Below are 13,888 nucleotides of genomic sequence, written 5' to 3' on the forward strand. Positions count from 1 at the left end.
TGAAGTGGCCGGAAATGACGTGGCGAACGCGGTCGGCGACGACCGCCCTCTAGTCGGTCTGCGCCTGGTTGATGGCGCGACCGGCCCGATGGCGGCAATCGCGCGCCATTTCGCCGAACTGGGCGCGGACGTCATCCGTATCGAGCCTGAAGAAGGTGCTGCGGATCGGCATGCCGGCAGCCGGTGCGACGGGGTAAGCCTCGACTTCGTCGCCGCCAATCTGGGCAAACGCGCCGCGCCCATCGACCGGGCAGAAACGCTGCTGGCTGGCGCTGACATCCTGATTGCCCCGCGCGACGCCTTTGACATCGATATGTTGCGGGCGCGGCACCCGGCGCTGGTCGTCCTTTCCGTTTCTGACTTTGGCGACACCGGCCGGTTTCGCGACTGGACTGGCTCGGACGCATTGTTCCACGCGCTGTCCGGCGAATTGTCGCGTTCCGGCATTCCGGGACGGCCGCCGCTGCTGCCGCCGGGGCAACTGGCCATTGCCTGCGCCGTGGTCCAAGCGGCCTATGTGACGTTGGTTGCCTATTGGCAGGCGCTCAAGACTGGGCAAGGCGATCATCTCGACTTTTCGATGCTCGACGGCACGGCGCAGGCGCTCGATCCCGGCTACGGCATCGGCGGCAGCGCCGCGGGCGGCGTCTTGGCGAGCAAGTTGCCACGCGGGCGGCCCGATGTGCGCTTCATGTACCCGATTCTTGCCTGCAAGGATGGATTCGTACGTTTGTGCGTCCTGGCGCCACGCCAGTGGCAGGGAATGTTCGAATGGATGGGCCGGCCTGAGGAATTTGCCGATCCTTCGTTCAACAAAATGCCGGTTCGTTTCCAGTCGACCACGTTGTTGCCCGCGATGGCGCGACTGTTCGCCGACAAGACTCGCCTCCAGGCTGAGGAGGAAGGGCAGCGGTTCGGCGTGCCCACCGCCGCCGTCCTGACGCTGGAAGAAGCGCTGGAGACCGAACAGATGGTCGCGCGCCAATTCTTCAAGACGGTCGATCTCGGTAACGGGCTCGATGCCCTGTTCCCCGACGGCGTGCTGGAACTGGACGGCAGGCGCATGGGCATCGCAGGGCCGGCGCCAGCTTTGCCTTCGCCCGATGTCGAATGGCATCCGCGTCCCAACCCTATACATCCTTCCAATGACGGTGATCGTCCTTTCGAGGGACTGAAGGTTCTCGATTTCGGCGTCATCGTCGTGGGGGCGGAAACCGGCAGGCTGCTGGCTGATCAGGGTGCGGACGTCGTCAAGATCGAAAGCTCCGCTTTTCCTGACGGCAGCAGGCAAAGTCGATCGACCGGTCCCATCAGCCCCACTTTCGCGACGGGGCATCGCAACCGTCGCAGCCTGGGGCTCGATCTGCGCCATCCCAAGGGCAAGGAGCTTCTTTACCGGCTGGTCCGCGATACCGATGTTGTTCTGACCAATTTCAAGGGCGGCACGCTCAAGACGCTGGGTCTCGATTATGAGACGCTAAAGGCGATCAATCCCCGGACAATCGTGGTCGACAGCTCCGCCTTCGGCCCCACTGGCCCCTGGTCGCGTCGCATGGGCTATGGCCCGCTGGTGCGCGCTTCGTCCGGCCTGACCGTCCAATGGCGCTATCCGGGCGAGGCTGACAGCTTTTCCGACGCGCTGACCGTCTATCCCGATCATGTCGCTGGCAGGATCGGCGCGATCGGCGTCATCGGGCTGCTCATCCGTCGCCTCAAGACCAACAAGGGCGGCCAGATCAGTGTCAGCCAGTCGGAGGTGATGCTCAGTCACATGGCGGCGCGGATCGCGGCTACCGGGTTGGAACGCGCAGGCCATCCGGTCATCGACGCGGATAAGGCGCAATCTGCGGTCTACGCCTGTGCCGGTGATGACGAATGGTGCGTCGTGACGATACGCCATGATGGTGACGAGCAGGCGATCGCCAAGGTCATAGGCGCGCAGACGCTGACGGAGTGGATGGCGCAGCAGGCCCCGCGTGATGCGATGGAGACATTGCAGGCTGCCGGTGTTCCAGCCGCGGCTATGTTGCGTGTGTCCGATCTGCCAGGCTTTGATTATTATACGGAGCGGGGCTTCTTCCGCCAATCGATGCATCCGCATATTTCTGAGCCGCTGACAATGGAGGCGTCGCCAGTCCGGTCGATCCGGCTGCCCGCTCCACCCGATCGCCCGGCCCCCGTCTTTGCCGAACATACCGCCGATTTGCTGAACGAGAGGCTTGGCTTGAGCCGGGCCGAGATCGAAGAGCTGCTTGCCGCGAAAGTCATTGAGGAATTCGTCCCGCCAACCACAACCTGAACCCCGACCGGGAGTGCGACGGGACGACCAGCGATCGCAGATACTGTGGCAGGCGCACGAGAGCATTCTGACGCTGATGGTCAACCGGCCGGACAAGCTGAATGCCTACACCAATCAGGTGGGTGCGGACCTGACAGACGCGATCCGGCGCGCCGATGCGGATGACAGGATCGGCGTCGTCATCCTGAGGGGGAGGGGACGGGGGATTTTATTCCCCGGCGTGATCTGTCGGCGGGGGAGGACAGTTTTGGCCCTGCCGGCGGCGGCGCGACCAATTTCGGTCAGCAGGATGGGTTTAACGCCGGTGGCGGGCTGATCAGCGCACTCTTTAGCTGCCGAAAGCCGATCATCGCTGCATTCAATGGGCCGGCGGTGGGGGTGGGGCTGACGAAGGCGCTGCCCACCCACAACATGATCGCGTCGAACACCGCACCCTCGATTTCCCAGGGCAGGTCAGCGGTGACACGCCTCCGGGCTTTCCCTGTTGAAACGACCAATAATCACGGTCCAACCAGCGACCGTTTAAAATTCGGCTTCAGTCCGAAACGGCTTGCTCCCGCGTCGCGCCCCCGGCTTCATCGAAACCGACAAAGGTGACGGCCTCCGCCATAGATTTGCGGCGTGAGACCACGGCGTTGGCGGGGAAGGCGTAGTCTGGAAATCCCAACGCGATACAGATCATGATCACCTGATCATCGGGAATCGCAGCATGTTCCCGCACGACCGGCGATTGCATAATGCCCTGCGAATTGATGCAGCAGCCAAGGCCGCGTGACCAAGCGGCATTGACAAGGGCGTTCGTTACCGCGCCGCAATCAAACGGGGCGATGTCGCTTTCGATGAGCGAGCGATCATAGGTGATGACGATCGAAACGGGGGCATCGAACTGACGAAATCCGCGTAGGACCCAATCGAGCCGTGCGTTCTTGTCCTCGCGAGCGATGCCCATCTCGGCGAAAAGCTGTTTGGCGATTTCCACCTGACGGTCCCGATGGACACCGGCATATTCGCCACCTTTGCGAAATTCGCGCGAATCGGGAACGCCTGCCAGATTGCGCTCAACATTCCCCTTGCGGATGGCCTCAAGCGGTGGTCCGCTCACGACGTAGAAGTTCCAAGGCTGGGTATTTACCGAGGATGGCGCCCGCATTGTGAGCGCGAAAATCTCCTCCAGCAGGGCGCGGGGAACCGGACGATCATGAAACCCGCGGATGCTGCGCCGTCCCAGAACGACCTCGTCATATGTCATGCATGCACCTCTTGCATATGCAGGGGGATCGGTCATCCAGGGGCGCCGACCAGTCGCAGATGATAATCGACCGAGCCGAACATCGCGTCGACGGTCATGATCCGCTTGAGATGATGACCGACCGCGACTTCATCGGTCGTGCCGACACCGCCATGAATCTGGACAGCCGACTCCGCGATGGCACGGCCCAGCCGCCCGACCTGCGCCTTCAACAGCGAATAGGTGCGCGTGTCGGCCTGCTCGCTTTCGATGATCGCAGCGGTGTAGAATAAGGTCGATCGCGCCTTTGCAAAAGCGAGCTTCATATCGGCGAGACGGTGCGCCAGCGCCTGGAATGAGCCAATCGCCACTCCGAACTGCTTGCGCGTTGCTGCATATTCAACGCTCGCGGCGAGCAAAGCGCCCATCGACCCGACGGCTTCGGCCGAGAGGGCGAAGATGGCGTCGTTGACGATATCCTGTATCACGCCTGCGGCATCGTTCAGCGCCACCGCATCGGCGTCGAGCCGCACATTGTCGAATCGGATGTTCGCCGCACGCCGGCCGTCGATCGTCACATAGGCATCACGGGTCACGCCGACTTGCGCGGCATCGACCAACAGCAGCGCAAGCGCCCCGCCGGACGTTCTTGCCGTGACGACCAACAAATCTGCGTCTCCGCCTGCCAGCACAAGACGCTTTTCGCCGTTCAGGACATAAGCGTCGCCATCCAACGACAGGGTAGTCGCGATCGCATGAATATGCGCGGTGCCCCGCCCTTCCTCGTGCGCAAGGGCGCCCAGGGCACTTCCCTCCATCAGACGGTCGAGCCAGCGGCTCGCGCCAGTATGATCGGTGATCCGCGCGAGCGCGCGACCGGCGAAGAGAATGGAAGGCAGATAGGGTTCGACGACCAGATGCTGTCCAAGCAATTCTGAAATCACCAGAATGTCGGATGCCTTGCCGCCGAAACCGCCCCGATCCTCTGCGAAGGCGGTGATGAGCAGGCCCATGTCCTGAAACTGCCGCCACATCTCGACTGACCGGCCGTTGGACGAACCGACGATGCGCTGGCGCTGATCGAAATCATAGTGCTGCGAAAGCAGGCGCGCCGCTGCGTCGCGCAGCATTTCCTGTTCTTGGGTGAAGGTGAAATCCATCGTCGATAATCCTTCAGGCCGCGTTGAGCGTGCGCGCGAGCAGGTCGCGCTGGATCTCGTTCGTACCGGCGTAGATGCTGGTCGCGCGGGCGTTGAGATAGAAAGGCATGGCGGTCAGGCTAAACAGGTCATCGAGAGGTTCAGCCGCCGGATCGACGGTCAGCGCCTCTACCTGTTGCGGCACTGCACCCAGGCCAGCTACCCGCGCCTGCATGACGCCCAGCAGTTGCGTCATTTCAGTGCTCATGATCTTGTTGAGCGACGGCATGGCTGGGTCATTGCCGATCGGATGACCCGTCAGGATCATCCGTTCAAACGCTTCATAGGACACCAGTTCAGCCTCCACTTCCCCCAGATCGCGCTGGAAGATCGGATCGTCTGCGAGGGTTCCGCCATGGGGCGACGGCGCGTCGACCACCGCCTGCCGGATCAGCGCCATCTTGCGGCGGAGCATGGGGCTGAGTGCGGCGCCGCCACGTTCATGCTTGAGCAGTTGCTTGGCGACTGACCAGCCATCATTTTCCGCGCCGACACGTCCAGACTGCGGTACGCGCACATTATCGAAAAACACTTCGCACTGTTCAGGCAGGCCGTCCAGGCCGATGATCGGGCGCACGACCATCCCGGGATAGTCCATCCGGTCCAGCAGCAGAAAGGTGATGCCCGCCTGCTTCTTGGCCTCCTTGTTCGTGCGCACCAGCATGAACATGCGGTTCGCCTCATGCGCAAGCGTGGTCCAGATCTTCTGGCCGTTGATGATATAGTCGTCACCGTCCGCGACCGCCGAACAGGACAGGGATGCAAGATCGGACCCTGCATTGGGCTCCGAATAGCCTTGCGTCCAGTAATCTTCACCCGCGAGGATGCCGGGCAGGTAAAGCGCTTTTTGTTCAGGTGTGCCCAGTTCCATGATCAGCGGCCCAACCATTTGCAATCCGTTGGGCAGCAGCGGCGGCAGGTCGCGCTTCCAATGTTCCTCGGCAAAAATATAGCGCTGTTCGACCGACCAGCCCGTCCCGCCATATTCGACCGGCCACGCCGGCGCGGACCAGCCCTTGGCGTGCAGGATGCGGTGCCACGCCATCACCTCCTTGAAGGGTGCGAATACGCTGGTGGTTTTCCTGCCGGCTTCGCGGATCGCCGGGGTGGGCGCCGTATCCAGAAAATCGGCTACCTCGCGACGAAATGCCTCAAGCTCTTCACTGAAGTCGATATTCACGGCGCTGGTCCTTGGCTGGGATCTGCGGATCAATCCGCCATCCCTTAATCATTCGATGAAATAACCGCAACGCGCGCGGACGTAAAGCTTCGATATAGGCCATCGAAGCGGACGCTCGTTCGCTAATGCCGTCACCCCTTCCGTTGGGCAAAGCGGGCAATTCGTTCCGCCATGTCTGGCCCGACTCCCTCAGTATTATGTACTTCATGCGCCAGGCCGAAGCGAACCGGCATACCGTCCGTCGCTTCCATCAACCGCTTGTAGCCGGCAACGCTGAATGGCGAATTTTCAAGTATCTGGCGGGCAAAGGCGATGACCTCCTGCTCGAACAGGTCGTCGTCGTAGCACGCATTGGCAAGGCCCATGGCCAATGCTTCCGCGCCGCTATAGGTCTTGGCGGTAAACATCATTTCACGCGCCTTGGCAAAACCGACCCGGCGCGGCAGTCGCTGCGTCATGCCCCACACTGGAGTCAGCGCCCATTTCGCGTGCGTGTCGGCAAAGCGCGCACTATGTGATGCCAGGATGATGTCGCCAGCGAGTGCCAGTTCCAGGGCGCCGGTGTAGCAATGGCCATGAACGGCAGCGATGACGGCCTGGGGCAGGCATGCCAGCCGCTCTATCACCTTTGATTCGTAGCCGAAATCCTGCGCCTCGCCTGCGCTGATGTCGCTGAGGTCGTGCCCGGCGGAAAAGCAGCGGCCTGCGCCACGCAGCACGACACAGCCAATGCCGCTATCTGCCCGTTCCAAGTCAGCGACATGGCGTTCGAGATGTTCGAATATCGCATGATTTATGCTGTTCAATTTGTCAGGGCGGTTAAGCGTGAGGAGCGCGAGCCCGTCAATATCTTCGCGCAGGACGAGATCTTCTGGCATCTATCATTCCTTTCCTGTTGATCGGGGTCGGCAATGCCGCCAAAGCTTGGCCACCGTTCATCGATCAACTAATGAGCCGCAGTGAATCGCGCCAAACCCATTGCACGATGTCGCCGGCTTTGCCTACGGTGATCTTTCCGCTACGCCGCAGATAATCGAACAGTTGATCTCTCTTTGAAAAGGCGCGCTATGGGATTGTTGAGGGGTAAAGGCGAAGCCATCGCCAATGCCGGCGATGTCGGCGACATGGCACGCCTTGCTCAGGGCCGCACTCGGCGCCTTCGATGGCGTCGATATCTTCGTCAACAATGCCGCATGACAGGAGCTTTACGACCATCGAGGAAAGCGATTGGGACGCGGTGATTACGGTCCATGTCAAAGGCACGTTCGCCGTTACCCGATCGATCTTCGAATGGATGAAGAAGGCGGGGAGGGGCGTCATCGTTAACACATCGTCCAGTTCCGGGATGGTCGCCAATTTCGGACAGGGCAATTATGGGGCCGCCAAAGCGGGAATATGAGGCCTGTCCAACCGAAGGCGCCCGATACGGCATGCGCGTCCGGACGCTGGCGTCCGGTCGCCACCACGCGATTGACCGAGGGCCTTTGGCCGCACGATCTTGTCGTGCAGAGCGGGCCTGACCGTATCGCCCCCACCTTCCTCCATATGGTGAGCGATCTGTCGATGCTGCACACGGGCAAGATGATGGCGGGGTCGCGCAGGCGGATGCAGGCCGACGTCGTGCCCAGCGCGGGGGACGTCGCACATCATGCCGCCTACATTTTCTGACTGACGAGCCGCCGATCGAATTTTCCTAACACAAGCGGCACGGCGGAACAGATATGATCCCGCAGCGAAGCTGCCCGGTGACGAACAGCGCAAAACTCGGCGAAATTTGACAAAAAGGAGCAGGATATGAGCGTATCTTTTGATTTGAGTGGCAGGATCGCCATGGTGACGGGCGGCGGCACCGGGCTGGGACGCGGCATCGCACAGGCGCTGATCGACGCCGGTGCTGCCAAGGTCTATATCGTTTCGCGCAAGCTCCAGGTTCTGGAACAGGCCGCCGCCGAGATGTCGCCGGAAGGAAACTGTGTCGCGATTGCGGCTGATCTTTCGACGGTTGCCGGCTGTCAGCAGCTCGCGGCCGAGTTCCGCAAGAGGGAGAAGCGGCTCGACATACTGGTAAATAATTCCGGGCTGGGATGGGTTGGCAGCTTTGAGGAATATTCCGAAAAAGGGTGGGACAAGTCCTTTCAGATCAACCTGAAGGCGCCCTTCTTCCTGGTGCAGGCGCTACTTGGCAGCCTGACAGCCCGTACAGGCCGTGATCAGCCGGCCTCCATCATCAATGTCGGCTCGATCGCGGGTGAAATGGCCAAGGGTGGCGGTGCGTTCGCCTACGGCCTGGCGAAGGGGGCGGTGCACCATGCAACCCGTATGCTGGCGCTGGAACTTGGGCCGCGCAATATTACGGTCAACGCGATCGCACCGGGCCGGTTCACGACCAGCATGACGACCCAGATAGCCCAGGACACGGAACGGCTGGAACGGGAAAGCAAGATGATCCCGCTCGGTCGCTGGGGCAGGGTCGAGGAACTGGGCGGCGTCGCGGTGTTGCTCGCGTCGACTGCGGGCAGCTATATCAATGGTGCGGTGATCGTCGTGGACGGCGGGCTGATGCTACAGCATCCGCTGGCGCTGGGGCTGGAATAGCCCTCAAGAACAGTAGATTGCGGGGCTGATCTCAGAAAGAGAGGCAGCCCCGCAACGCCTGCTATTTTGCTACGGTAATGGTCTGGGGCTTTGTGAATTCGAGCAGGCCTTCCCGTCCGTTTTCGACGCCGAAGCCCGACAGTTTATGACCAGCGAACGGTGTCCATGGCATAATATATTGGGTTTCGTTCACCCATACGGTGCCCGTTTCCAAGCGCGCAGCAATGTCGATCGCCCCTTGGCTGTCCGCCGACCAAACAGACCCGGCAAGCCCATAGTCGGAAGCGTTCGCCCGCTCGATCACGTCATCGATATCGCTGAACTTGATCAGCGGCAGCACGGGACCAAATGCCTCTTCCTGTACGACGCGGCTATCTTCAGGGGGATTGTCGACGATGGCGAGCGGCACGAAATAGCCCTTGCCGCCTTCCGGTACATCGCCGCCCACCAGGAAGTTCAGGCCATTCTCACGGGCGTCGCGGATCAAATCCTTGACCTTTTCGAACTGTGGCCGGTTTTGGATCGGGCCATAATTGCTGCCTTGCTCCAGCCCGTTGCCGACTTTCGCCGCGCGGGCACGCGTGACGAGCGCATCGGCCACCTGGTCGTAGACGTCCTCATGAATATACATGCGCTTGATCGCGACACATAGCTGGCCGCTGTTGGCGAAGGATGCACCGAACAGCTTGTCGGCGACCTTATCGAGTTCGACATCCGGCATCACGATCGCGGCGTCATTGCCGCCCAGCTCCAACGTTACAGGCTTCAGATTTTCCGCGGCCGTTTGCATGACGCGCTTGCCGGTCGGCGTGGAGCCGGTAAAGCTGATCTTGTCGATCCCCGGATGGGCGCTCAGCCATGGGCCAAGCTGGTCACCGCCACTGATGACATTGAACACGCCCGCCGGCAGATGCTCCTGCATCAATTCACCAAGCTTGAGCATCGTGAGCGGGGTGAAGGGCGAGGGTTTGAGCACGATCGCGTTGCCAGTCAGCAGCGCGGGTGCGATCTTCCAGATGGCCAGGTTGAACGGGAAATTCCAGGGGACGATGCCCGCGACGACGCCCAGAGGGACGTGACGGGTTTCGGATCGGCGCTGCTCTGAGTCCTCCGTCACTTCGACCGGGATCTCCTGCTGGGCGATGGCGCCGCACCAGAAAGCGGAAAAATCCACCTCCATACGCGCCCCCTTGAGCGGACGGCCCTGTTCCAGCGTGAACAGACGGGCAAAATCATCGGCATGCTGGGCGATGACTTCGCCCATCTTCGCAACCAGGCGGCGACGCTCCTCCAGCGGCGTTGCACGCCATTTGGGGAATGCCTTGCGGGCGGCGGCAACAGCTTGGTCCAGTTGTTCGCGCGAGCAATCGGGCGCCTTGGCGACGACGTCCTCATTCGCGGGATTGATGACGTCGACCGTCGTTGCGGAGCTTATGCTCTGCCCGTCTATGGTCATCGCGAAATTATTGAAAAAGTCTGCCATGATGATCCTCTCACTCTGTCGGCGACGTGCGCCCACACGTTCATCCAAATGTCTGTTCTTGCCGAAAGCGCGTCAATGGTTGGTCGTCCAATCCATTGGTCAACCGTCTTGCCGCGTCATCGTCCTCGGACATGACCGGGGAGCGCATGTCCGCTGGACAATTCTGTTCGATCCATGTCGGCGTCGTCGCACCGAAATCGCCAAGATCATGCGTCATTCGAGGATCCTGACGAAGTCAGGCTCTGACGGCGGGCTGATCCTTCTTAGCCCAGTAGCTGTCACGGAGCAGGCGCTTGTAAAGCTTGCCGGTGGCATGACGGGGCAGGTCCGCCATGAAATCGATTTGACGCGGTGCCTTGACATGACTGAGGTGCGCCCGCGCAAACTGCATCAGTTCGGCGGCGAAATCGTCATTGGCGTCCGCCCAGTCGAGGGGTTGAACGACCGCCACGACCTTTTCGCCCATTTCTTCGTCCGGCGCGCCGATCACTGCCACGTCACCCACCTTGGGATGCGTGACGAGCAGGTTTTCGAGCTCCTGCGGATAGATGTTTACGCCGCCCGAGATGATCATGAAGCTCTTGCGATCGGTAAGGTAGAGATAACCTTCCTCATCGACCCAACCGACATCGCCCAGTGTGGTCCATCCGTGGGGATGACGCGACTCCTGCGTCTTGGTGCTGTCGTTGTGATATTCGAAACTTGGGCCGCCCGAAAAATAGATCGTGCCCTCCGAGCGCGGCGGCAACTCATTGCCATTTTCGTCGCAGATGTGCAGCTTGGTGATGCGCGGTCGTCCGACCGACCCCTTGTGTGTTAGCCATTCGTGCGGCGAGATGAAGGTCCCGCCATTGCCTTCGGAGCCGCTATAATATTCGTGAATGATGGGACCGAACCAGTCCATCATCGCTTCCTTGATCGGGATCGGGCAAGGGGCCGCCGCATGGATCACCGCCCGCAACGATGACACGTCGTAACGGTTGCGGACTTCCTCAGGCATTTTGAGCATGCGGACAAAGTGGGTCGGCACGAATTGCGCGGTCGTCACCTTGAAGTGTTCGATCGCTTCGAGCGCGTCTTCGGGACTGAACTTTTCCATGACCACGACCGTGCCGCCCAGCCGTGTCATCCCCATAACATAGCGTAATGGCGCTGCGTGATAGATCGGCGCCGGGCAAAGATAGATGCTGTCGGCTGTCGCTTCATAGAGATTGGCGAGCGCATCTGCCACTGCGTCAGGCCCGTCGATCGGCTGATTATCAATCTTGCGCGGCTTAATGCCCTTGGGTCGGCCGGTCGTGCCGGACGAATAGAGCATCTCGGTGCCCGCCTGCTCATCGGCGATGGGCGTGGTCGGTTGCGCTGCACGCTCGGCGATAAAATCGCGATAGCCCGCTATCGGTCCGCCGAGCGCGAAATGTGCGAGATCGAGCCCCCGTTCGAGCAAATGGGCAGGCAGGTCGTTCAGCACCGCAGAGATCACCAGCGCCTTTGCGCCGCTGTCAGAAAGAATATAGGCGATCTCGTCGGTCTGGAGCTTGTTCGATACGGGTACGAAGTAGAGACCCGAGCGCTGCGCTGCCCATGCGATTTCGAAAAAGGCCGGATTATTCTCCATGCACACTGCGATCGCGTCGCCGGCTTTCAGCCCAAGCGACCGAAACAGATGAGCACCCTGATTGGATCGGGCGTCAAGCTCTCCGTATGTCACCGTCTGCTTGCTAGGCGACATGATGATGGCGGGTTTGTCGGGATTTGCTTGAGCGTGGATATAGGGGTGCATGGCGGTTCTCGATTTTGGAATTAACGGCAGGATGTCAGCTATCTGCTAACCAAATGACGGGGCATGGGTCAGGTCGCGCGGCAGGCCGCCGCGTTTCTGCGAGGGTGACAGATGTATGGCGAAGCCGATCGACGACCGGCAAGGAAGCGGCTTGCATGACCGCGAAATCTGGTCGGCGACCGTGTACACATGCTCTCCTGACATTTTGACTAATTCCCGGCTTATGGGATGACTAAATTTTCGAAATTAGCGTCCGCAAATGGAGCCGCGACGACCGGGCTTGCCGCCGGCGTTCGGGAGAAGCGCGGTGCAGGCGCAGGCTGCACGACGCCTTCCAACTCCACGAAAGTGCCGCGTTCGGCGTTATGCGGGTGGGCAGGTGCTTCGCTCATCGACAGGACGGGCGCGAAACATACGTCGCTATGCTCCATCAGCGCGCACCATTCGGCCCGCGTACGGGTAAGGAAAAGTGCACTCAATCGCGCCTTGAGGACCGGCCAGGCGGCCTCATCCATCTGTGCCTGGAATGCAGGATCCTCCGCCAGGCCGGTAAGTTTGAGCAGCAGGCTGTAGAATTGCGGTTCGATGGAGCCGAGCGCGATATATTTGCCGTCCGCAGTCTCATAGCTGTCGTAGAAATGCGAGCCGGTATCGAGCAGATTGGTGCCCCGCTCTTCGCTCCATCCCGCCGTCGCGCGGAAACCCCAGATCATGCTCATCAGCAAAGCGGCGCCATCGACCATCGCACAGTCGATGACCTGACCCTGGCCGTTGCGATGCGCTTCGAGCAGCGCTGCCGCCATACCGAATGCCAGCAGCATGCCGCCACCGCCGAAGTCACCCACCATATTGATGGGCGGGGTTGGCTTTTCACCGGCGCGGCCATAACTGTGGAGCGCTCCGGCAAGCGCGATATAATTGATATCATGACCTGCGGCCTGGGCGTAGGGACCGTTCTGGCCCCACCCCGTCATGCGACCATAGACAAGGCGCGGATTGTCCTGGAGCAGAATATCCGGGCCGAGTCCGAGCCGTTCCATGACGCCGGGACGAAAGCCCTCGATCAAGCCGTCGGCCGAGCGGACAAGCGCGCGGACGCGCTCTTGTCCCTCAGGAGATTTCAGATCGGCAGCTACCAGCTTGCGCGAGCGCATCAGCGGATCACGCAGATCGGGCACGCCTTCCGGACGATGCACCAAAATAACCTCGGCACCCTGATCGGCAAGCATCATGCCGCAAAAAGGCCCAGGGCCGATGCCGGCCATTTCGATGATCCGTATGCCGGAAAGCGGCCCGCTCATGTCAGCGCGGCGCCATACGGATCGAACCGTCGAGGCGGACGTCCTCACCGTTGAAATAGGAGTTGCGAATCATCTCGATCGCAAGGCTGGCATATTCCGCTGGATCACCCAGACGTTTAGGGAATGGCACCTGTGCACCCAGCGCATCGAGCACATTTTGCGGCGCGCCCTTCAAGAGCGGGGTGTTGAAAATACCCGGCAAAATGGTGTTGATGCGGATGCCTTCGGACGAGAGGTCGCGCGCGATCGGCAGGGTCATGCCCACGACGCCGCCCTTCGACGCGGAATAGGCGGCCTGACCGATCTGGCCGTCCTCGGCCGCAACGCTTGCCGTGTTGACGATCGCGCCGCGCTCGCCATTTTCGCCTGGCTCCAGCGTCAGCATGCCGGCAGCGGATTTGGCGATGCAGCGGAACGTGCCGACCAGATTGATCTGGACGATCTTGTCGAACGCCTCGATCGGGAAGTGGGTGATATCGCCAGTCTTGCGATCCCGCCCGGCCGTCTTGATCGCGTTGCCAGTGCCAGCGCAATTCACCAGAATCGCTTCCTGGCCATGAGCCGCGCGCGCTTTAGCAAAGCCGGCGTCGACGCTGGCGTCATTGGTCACATCGACCTTACAGAACACGCCGCCCAGTTCAGCCGCGACTGCATTGCCCGCCTCTTCATTAAGGTCGAAGATCGCGACCTTGACGCCTTCTGCCGCAAGCACCCTTGCCGTCGCTTCGCCAAGACCGCTCGCGCCACCCGTGACGACGGCCGACTTACCCGCAATTTCCACTGATATTCCCCTTATATAACTTTGATTGGTGGCCGAGAC

General features: G+C 61.0%; 14 protein-coding genes. 5 read left to right on the top strand and 9 right to left on the bottom strand.

Features of this window, described 5'->3' with window-relative positions; all coding sequences use genetic code 11:
* Positions 1-4: 4 nt before the first annotated feature.
* Together Q4610_RS15385 and Q4610_RS15390 are read left to right on the top strand one after the other, a co-directional pair.
* Complete coding sequence (locus Q4610_RS15385) at positions 5-2,299, top strand: CaiB/BaiF CoA-transferase family protein (protein ID WP_304536850.1); 2,295 nt, start codon at positions 5-7, stop codon at positions 2,297-2,299.
* Positions 2,300-2,312: 13 nt separating this feature from the next.
* Positions 2,313-2,615 carry an enoyl-CoA hydratase-related protein gene (locus Q4610_RS15390; protein WP_304536851.1) on the top strand — a complete coding sequence of 101 codons (303 nt, stop codon included), beginning with the start codon at positions 2,313-2,315 and terminating at the stop codon, positions 2,613-2,615.
* Between the two features lie 219 nt (positions 2,616-2,834).
* Here Q4610_RS15390 and Q4610_RS15395 read toward each other — a convergent pair whose 3' ends face one another.
* The 4 genes from Q4610_RS15395 to Q4610_RS15410 form a co-directional block, all read right to left on the bottom strand.
* A complete protein-coding gene (locus Q4610_RS15395) occupies positions 2,835-3,584 on the bottom strand; it encodes a nitroreductase (protein WP_304536852.1) in 750 nt (249 codons plus the stop codon).
* Entirely contained in the window at positions 3,581-4,687 is a 1,107-nt protein-coding gene (locus Q4610_RS15400) for an acyl-CoA dehydrogenase family protein (RefSeq protein WP_304536853.1), read from the bottom strand. The genes Q4610_RS15395 and Q4610_RS15400 overlap by 4 nt, the downstream gene beginning before the upstream one ends.
* A gap of 13 nt (positions 4,688-4,700) precedes the next feature.
* On the bottom strand, positions 4,701-5,906 hold the full coding sequence (locus Q4610_RS15405) for an acyl-CoA dehydrogenase family protein (protein ID WP_304536854.1): 1,206 nt from the start codon (positions 5,904-5,906) through the stop codon (positions 4,701-4,703).
* A gap of 131 nt (positions 5,907-6,037) precedes the next feature.
* Positions 6,038-6,784 (bottom strand): enoyl-CoA hydratase/isomerase family protein, encoded by a 747-nt coding sequence (locus Q4610_RS15410; RefSeq protein ID WP_304536855.1) that lies wholly within the window; start codon positions 6,782-6,784, stop codon positions 6,038-6,040.
* Positions 6,785-7,092: 308 nt separating this feature from the next.
* Between Q4610_RS15410 and Q4610_RS21830 the strand changes: the two genes are divergently transcribed.
* From Q4610_RS21830 to Q4610_RS15420, 3 genes are all read left to right on the top strand, one after another.
* Complete coding sequence (locus Q4610_RS21830; protein ID WP_425262576.1) at positions 7,093-7,305, top strand: SDR family NAD(P)-dependent oxidoreductase; 213 nt, start codon at positions 7,093-7,095, stop codon at positions 7,303-7,305.
* Positions 7,302-7,574 carry a hypothetical protein gene (locus Q4610_RS15415; protein ID WP_304536856.1) on the top strand — a complete coding sequence of 91 codons (273 nt, stop codon included), beginning with the start codon at positions 7,302-7,304 and terminating at the stop codon, positions 7,572-7,574. The genes Q4610_RS21830 and Q4610_RS15415 overlap by 4 nt, the downstream gene beginning before the upstream one ends.
* Before the next feature lie 126 nt (positions 7,575-7,700).
* A complete protein-coding gene (locus tag Q4610_RS15420) occupies positions 7,701-8,501 on the top strand; it encodes an SDR family oxidoreductase (RefSeq protein WP_304536857.1) in 801 nt (266 codons plus the stop codon).
* A gap of 61 nt (positions 8,502-8,562) precedes the next feature.
* Here Q4610_RS15420 and Q4610_RS15425 read toward each other — a convergent pair whose 3' ends face one another.
* The 5 genes from Q4610_RS15425 to Q4610_RS15445 all read right to left on the bottom strand — a co-directional run bounded on the left by Q4610_RS15425 (position 8,563) and on the right by Q4610_RS15445 (position 13,849).
* Positions 8,563-9,984, bottom strand: a complete 1,422-nt coding sequence (locus Q4610_RS15425; protein ID WP_304536858.1) for an aldehyde dehydrogenase family protein — start codon at positions 9,982-9,984, stop codon at positions 8,563-8,565.
* A gap of 40 nt (positions 9,985-10,024) precedes the next feature.
* Entirely contained in the window at positions 10,025-10,201 is a 177-nt protein-coding gene (locus tag Q4610_RS15430) for a hypothetical protein (protein ID WP_304536859.1), read from the bottom strand.
* Between the two features lie 18 nt (positions 10,202-10,219).
* Positions 10,220-11,767 (bottom strand): acyl-CoA synthetase, encoded by a 1,548-nt coding sequence (locus tag Q4610_RS15435; protein ID WP_304536860.1) that lies wholly within the window; start codon positions 11,765-11,767, stop codon positions 10,220-10,222.
* 221 nt (positions 11,768-11,988) lie between these two features.
* A complete protein-coding gene (locus tag Q4610_RS15440; protein ID WP_304536861.1) occupies positions 11,989-13,068 on the bottom strand; it encodes a CaiB/BaiF CoA transferase family protein in 1,080 nt (359 codons plus the stop codon).
* Between the two features lies 1 nt (position 13,069).
* Entirely contained in the window at positions 13,070-13,849 is a 780-nt protein-coding gene (locus tag Q4610_RS15445; protein ID WP_304536862.1) for an SDR family NAD(P)-dependent oxidoreductase, read from the bottom strand.
* Positions 13,850-13,888 lie beyond the last annotated feature (39 nt).

The organism is Sphingobium cyanobacteriorum, from assembly GCF_030580935.1.
Classification (GTDB): Bacteria; Pseudomonadota; Alphaproteobacteria; order Sphingomonadales; family Sphingomonadaceae; genus Sphingobium; species Sphingobium cyanobacteriorum.

Bases quoted from the DNA above. Each gene is read 5' to 3' on its own strand.
- Q4610_RS15395 (WP_304536852.1), bottom strand. From the start codon at position 3,584: ATGACCGATCCCCCTGCATATGCAAGAGGTGCATGCATGACATATGAC.
- Q4610_RS15400 (WP_304536853.1), bottom strand. From the start codon at position 4,687: ATGGATTTCACCTTCACCCAAGAACAGGAAATGCTGCGCGACGCAGCG.
- Q4610_RS15410 (WP_304536855.1), bottom strand. From the start codon at position 6,784: ATGCCAGAAGATCTCGTCCTGCGCGAAGATATTGACGGGCTCGCGCTC.
- Q4610_RS21830 (WP_425262576.1), top strand. From the start codon at position 7,093: ATGCCGCATGACAGGAGCTTTACGACCATCGAGGAAAGCGATTGGGAC.
- Q4610_RS15415 (WP_304536856.1), top strand. From the start codon at position 7,302: ATGAGGCCTGTCCAACCGAAGGCGCCCGATACGGCATGCGCGTCCGGA.
- Q4610_RS15420 (WP_304536857.1), top strand. From the start codon at position 7,701: ATGAGCGTATCTTTTGATTTGAGTGGCAGGATCGCCATGGTGACGGGC.
- Q4610_RS15425 (WP_304536858.1), bottom strand. From the start codon at position 9,984: ATGGCAGACTTTTTCAATAATTTCGCGATGACCATAGACGGGCAGAGC.
- Q4610_RS15430 (WP_304536859.1), bottom strand. From the start codon at position 10,201: ATGACGCATGATCTTGGCGATTTCGGTGCGACGACGCCGACATGGATC.
- Q4610_RS15435 (WP_304536860.1), bottom strand. From the start codon at position 11,767: ATGCACCCCTATATCCACGCTCAAGCAAATCCCGACAAACCCGCCATC.
- Q4610_RS15440 (WP_304536861.1), bottom strand. From the start codon at position 13,068: ATGAGCGGGCCGCTTTCCGGCATACGGATCATCGAAATGGCCGGCATC.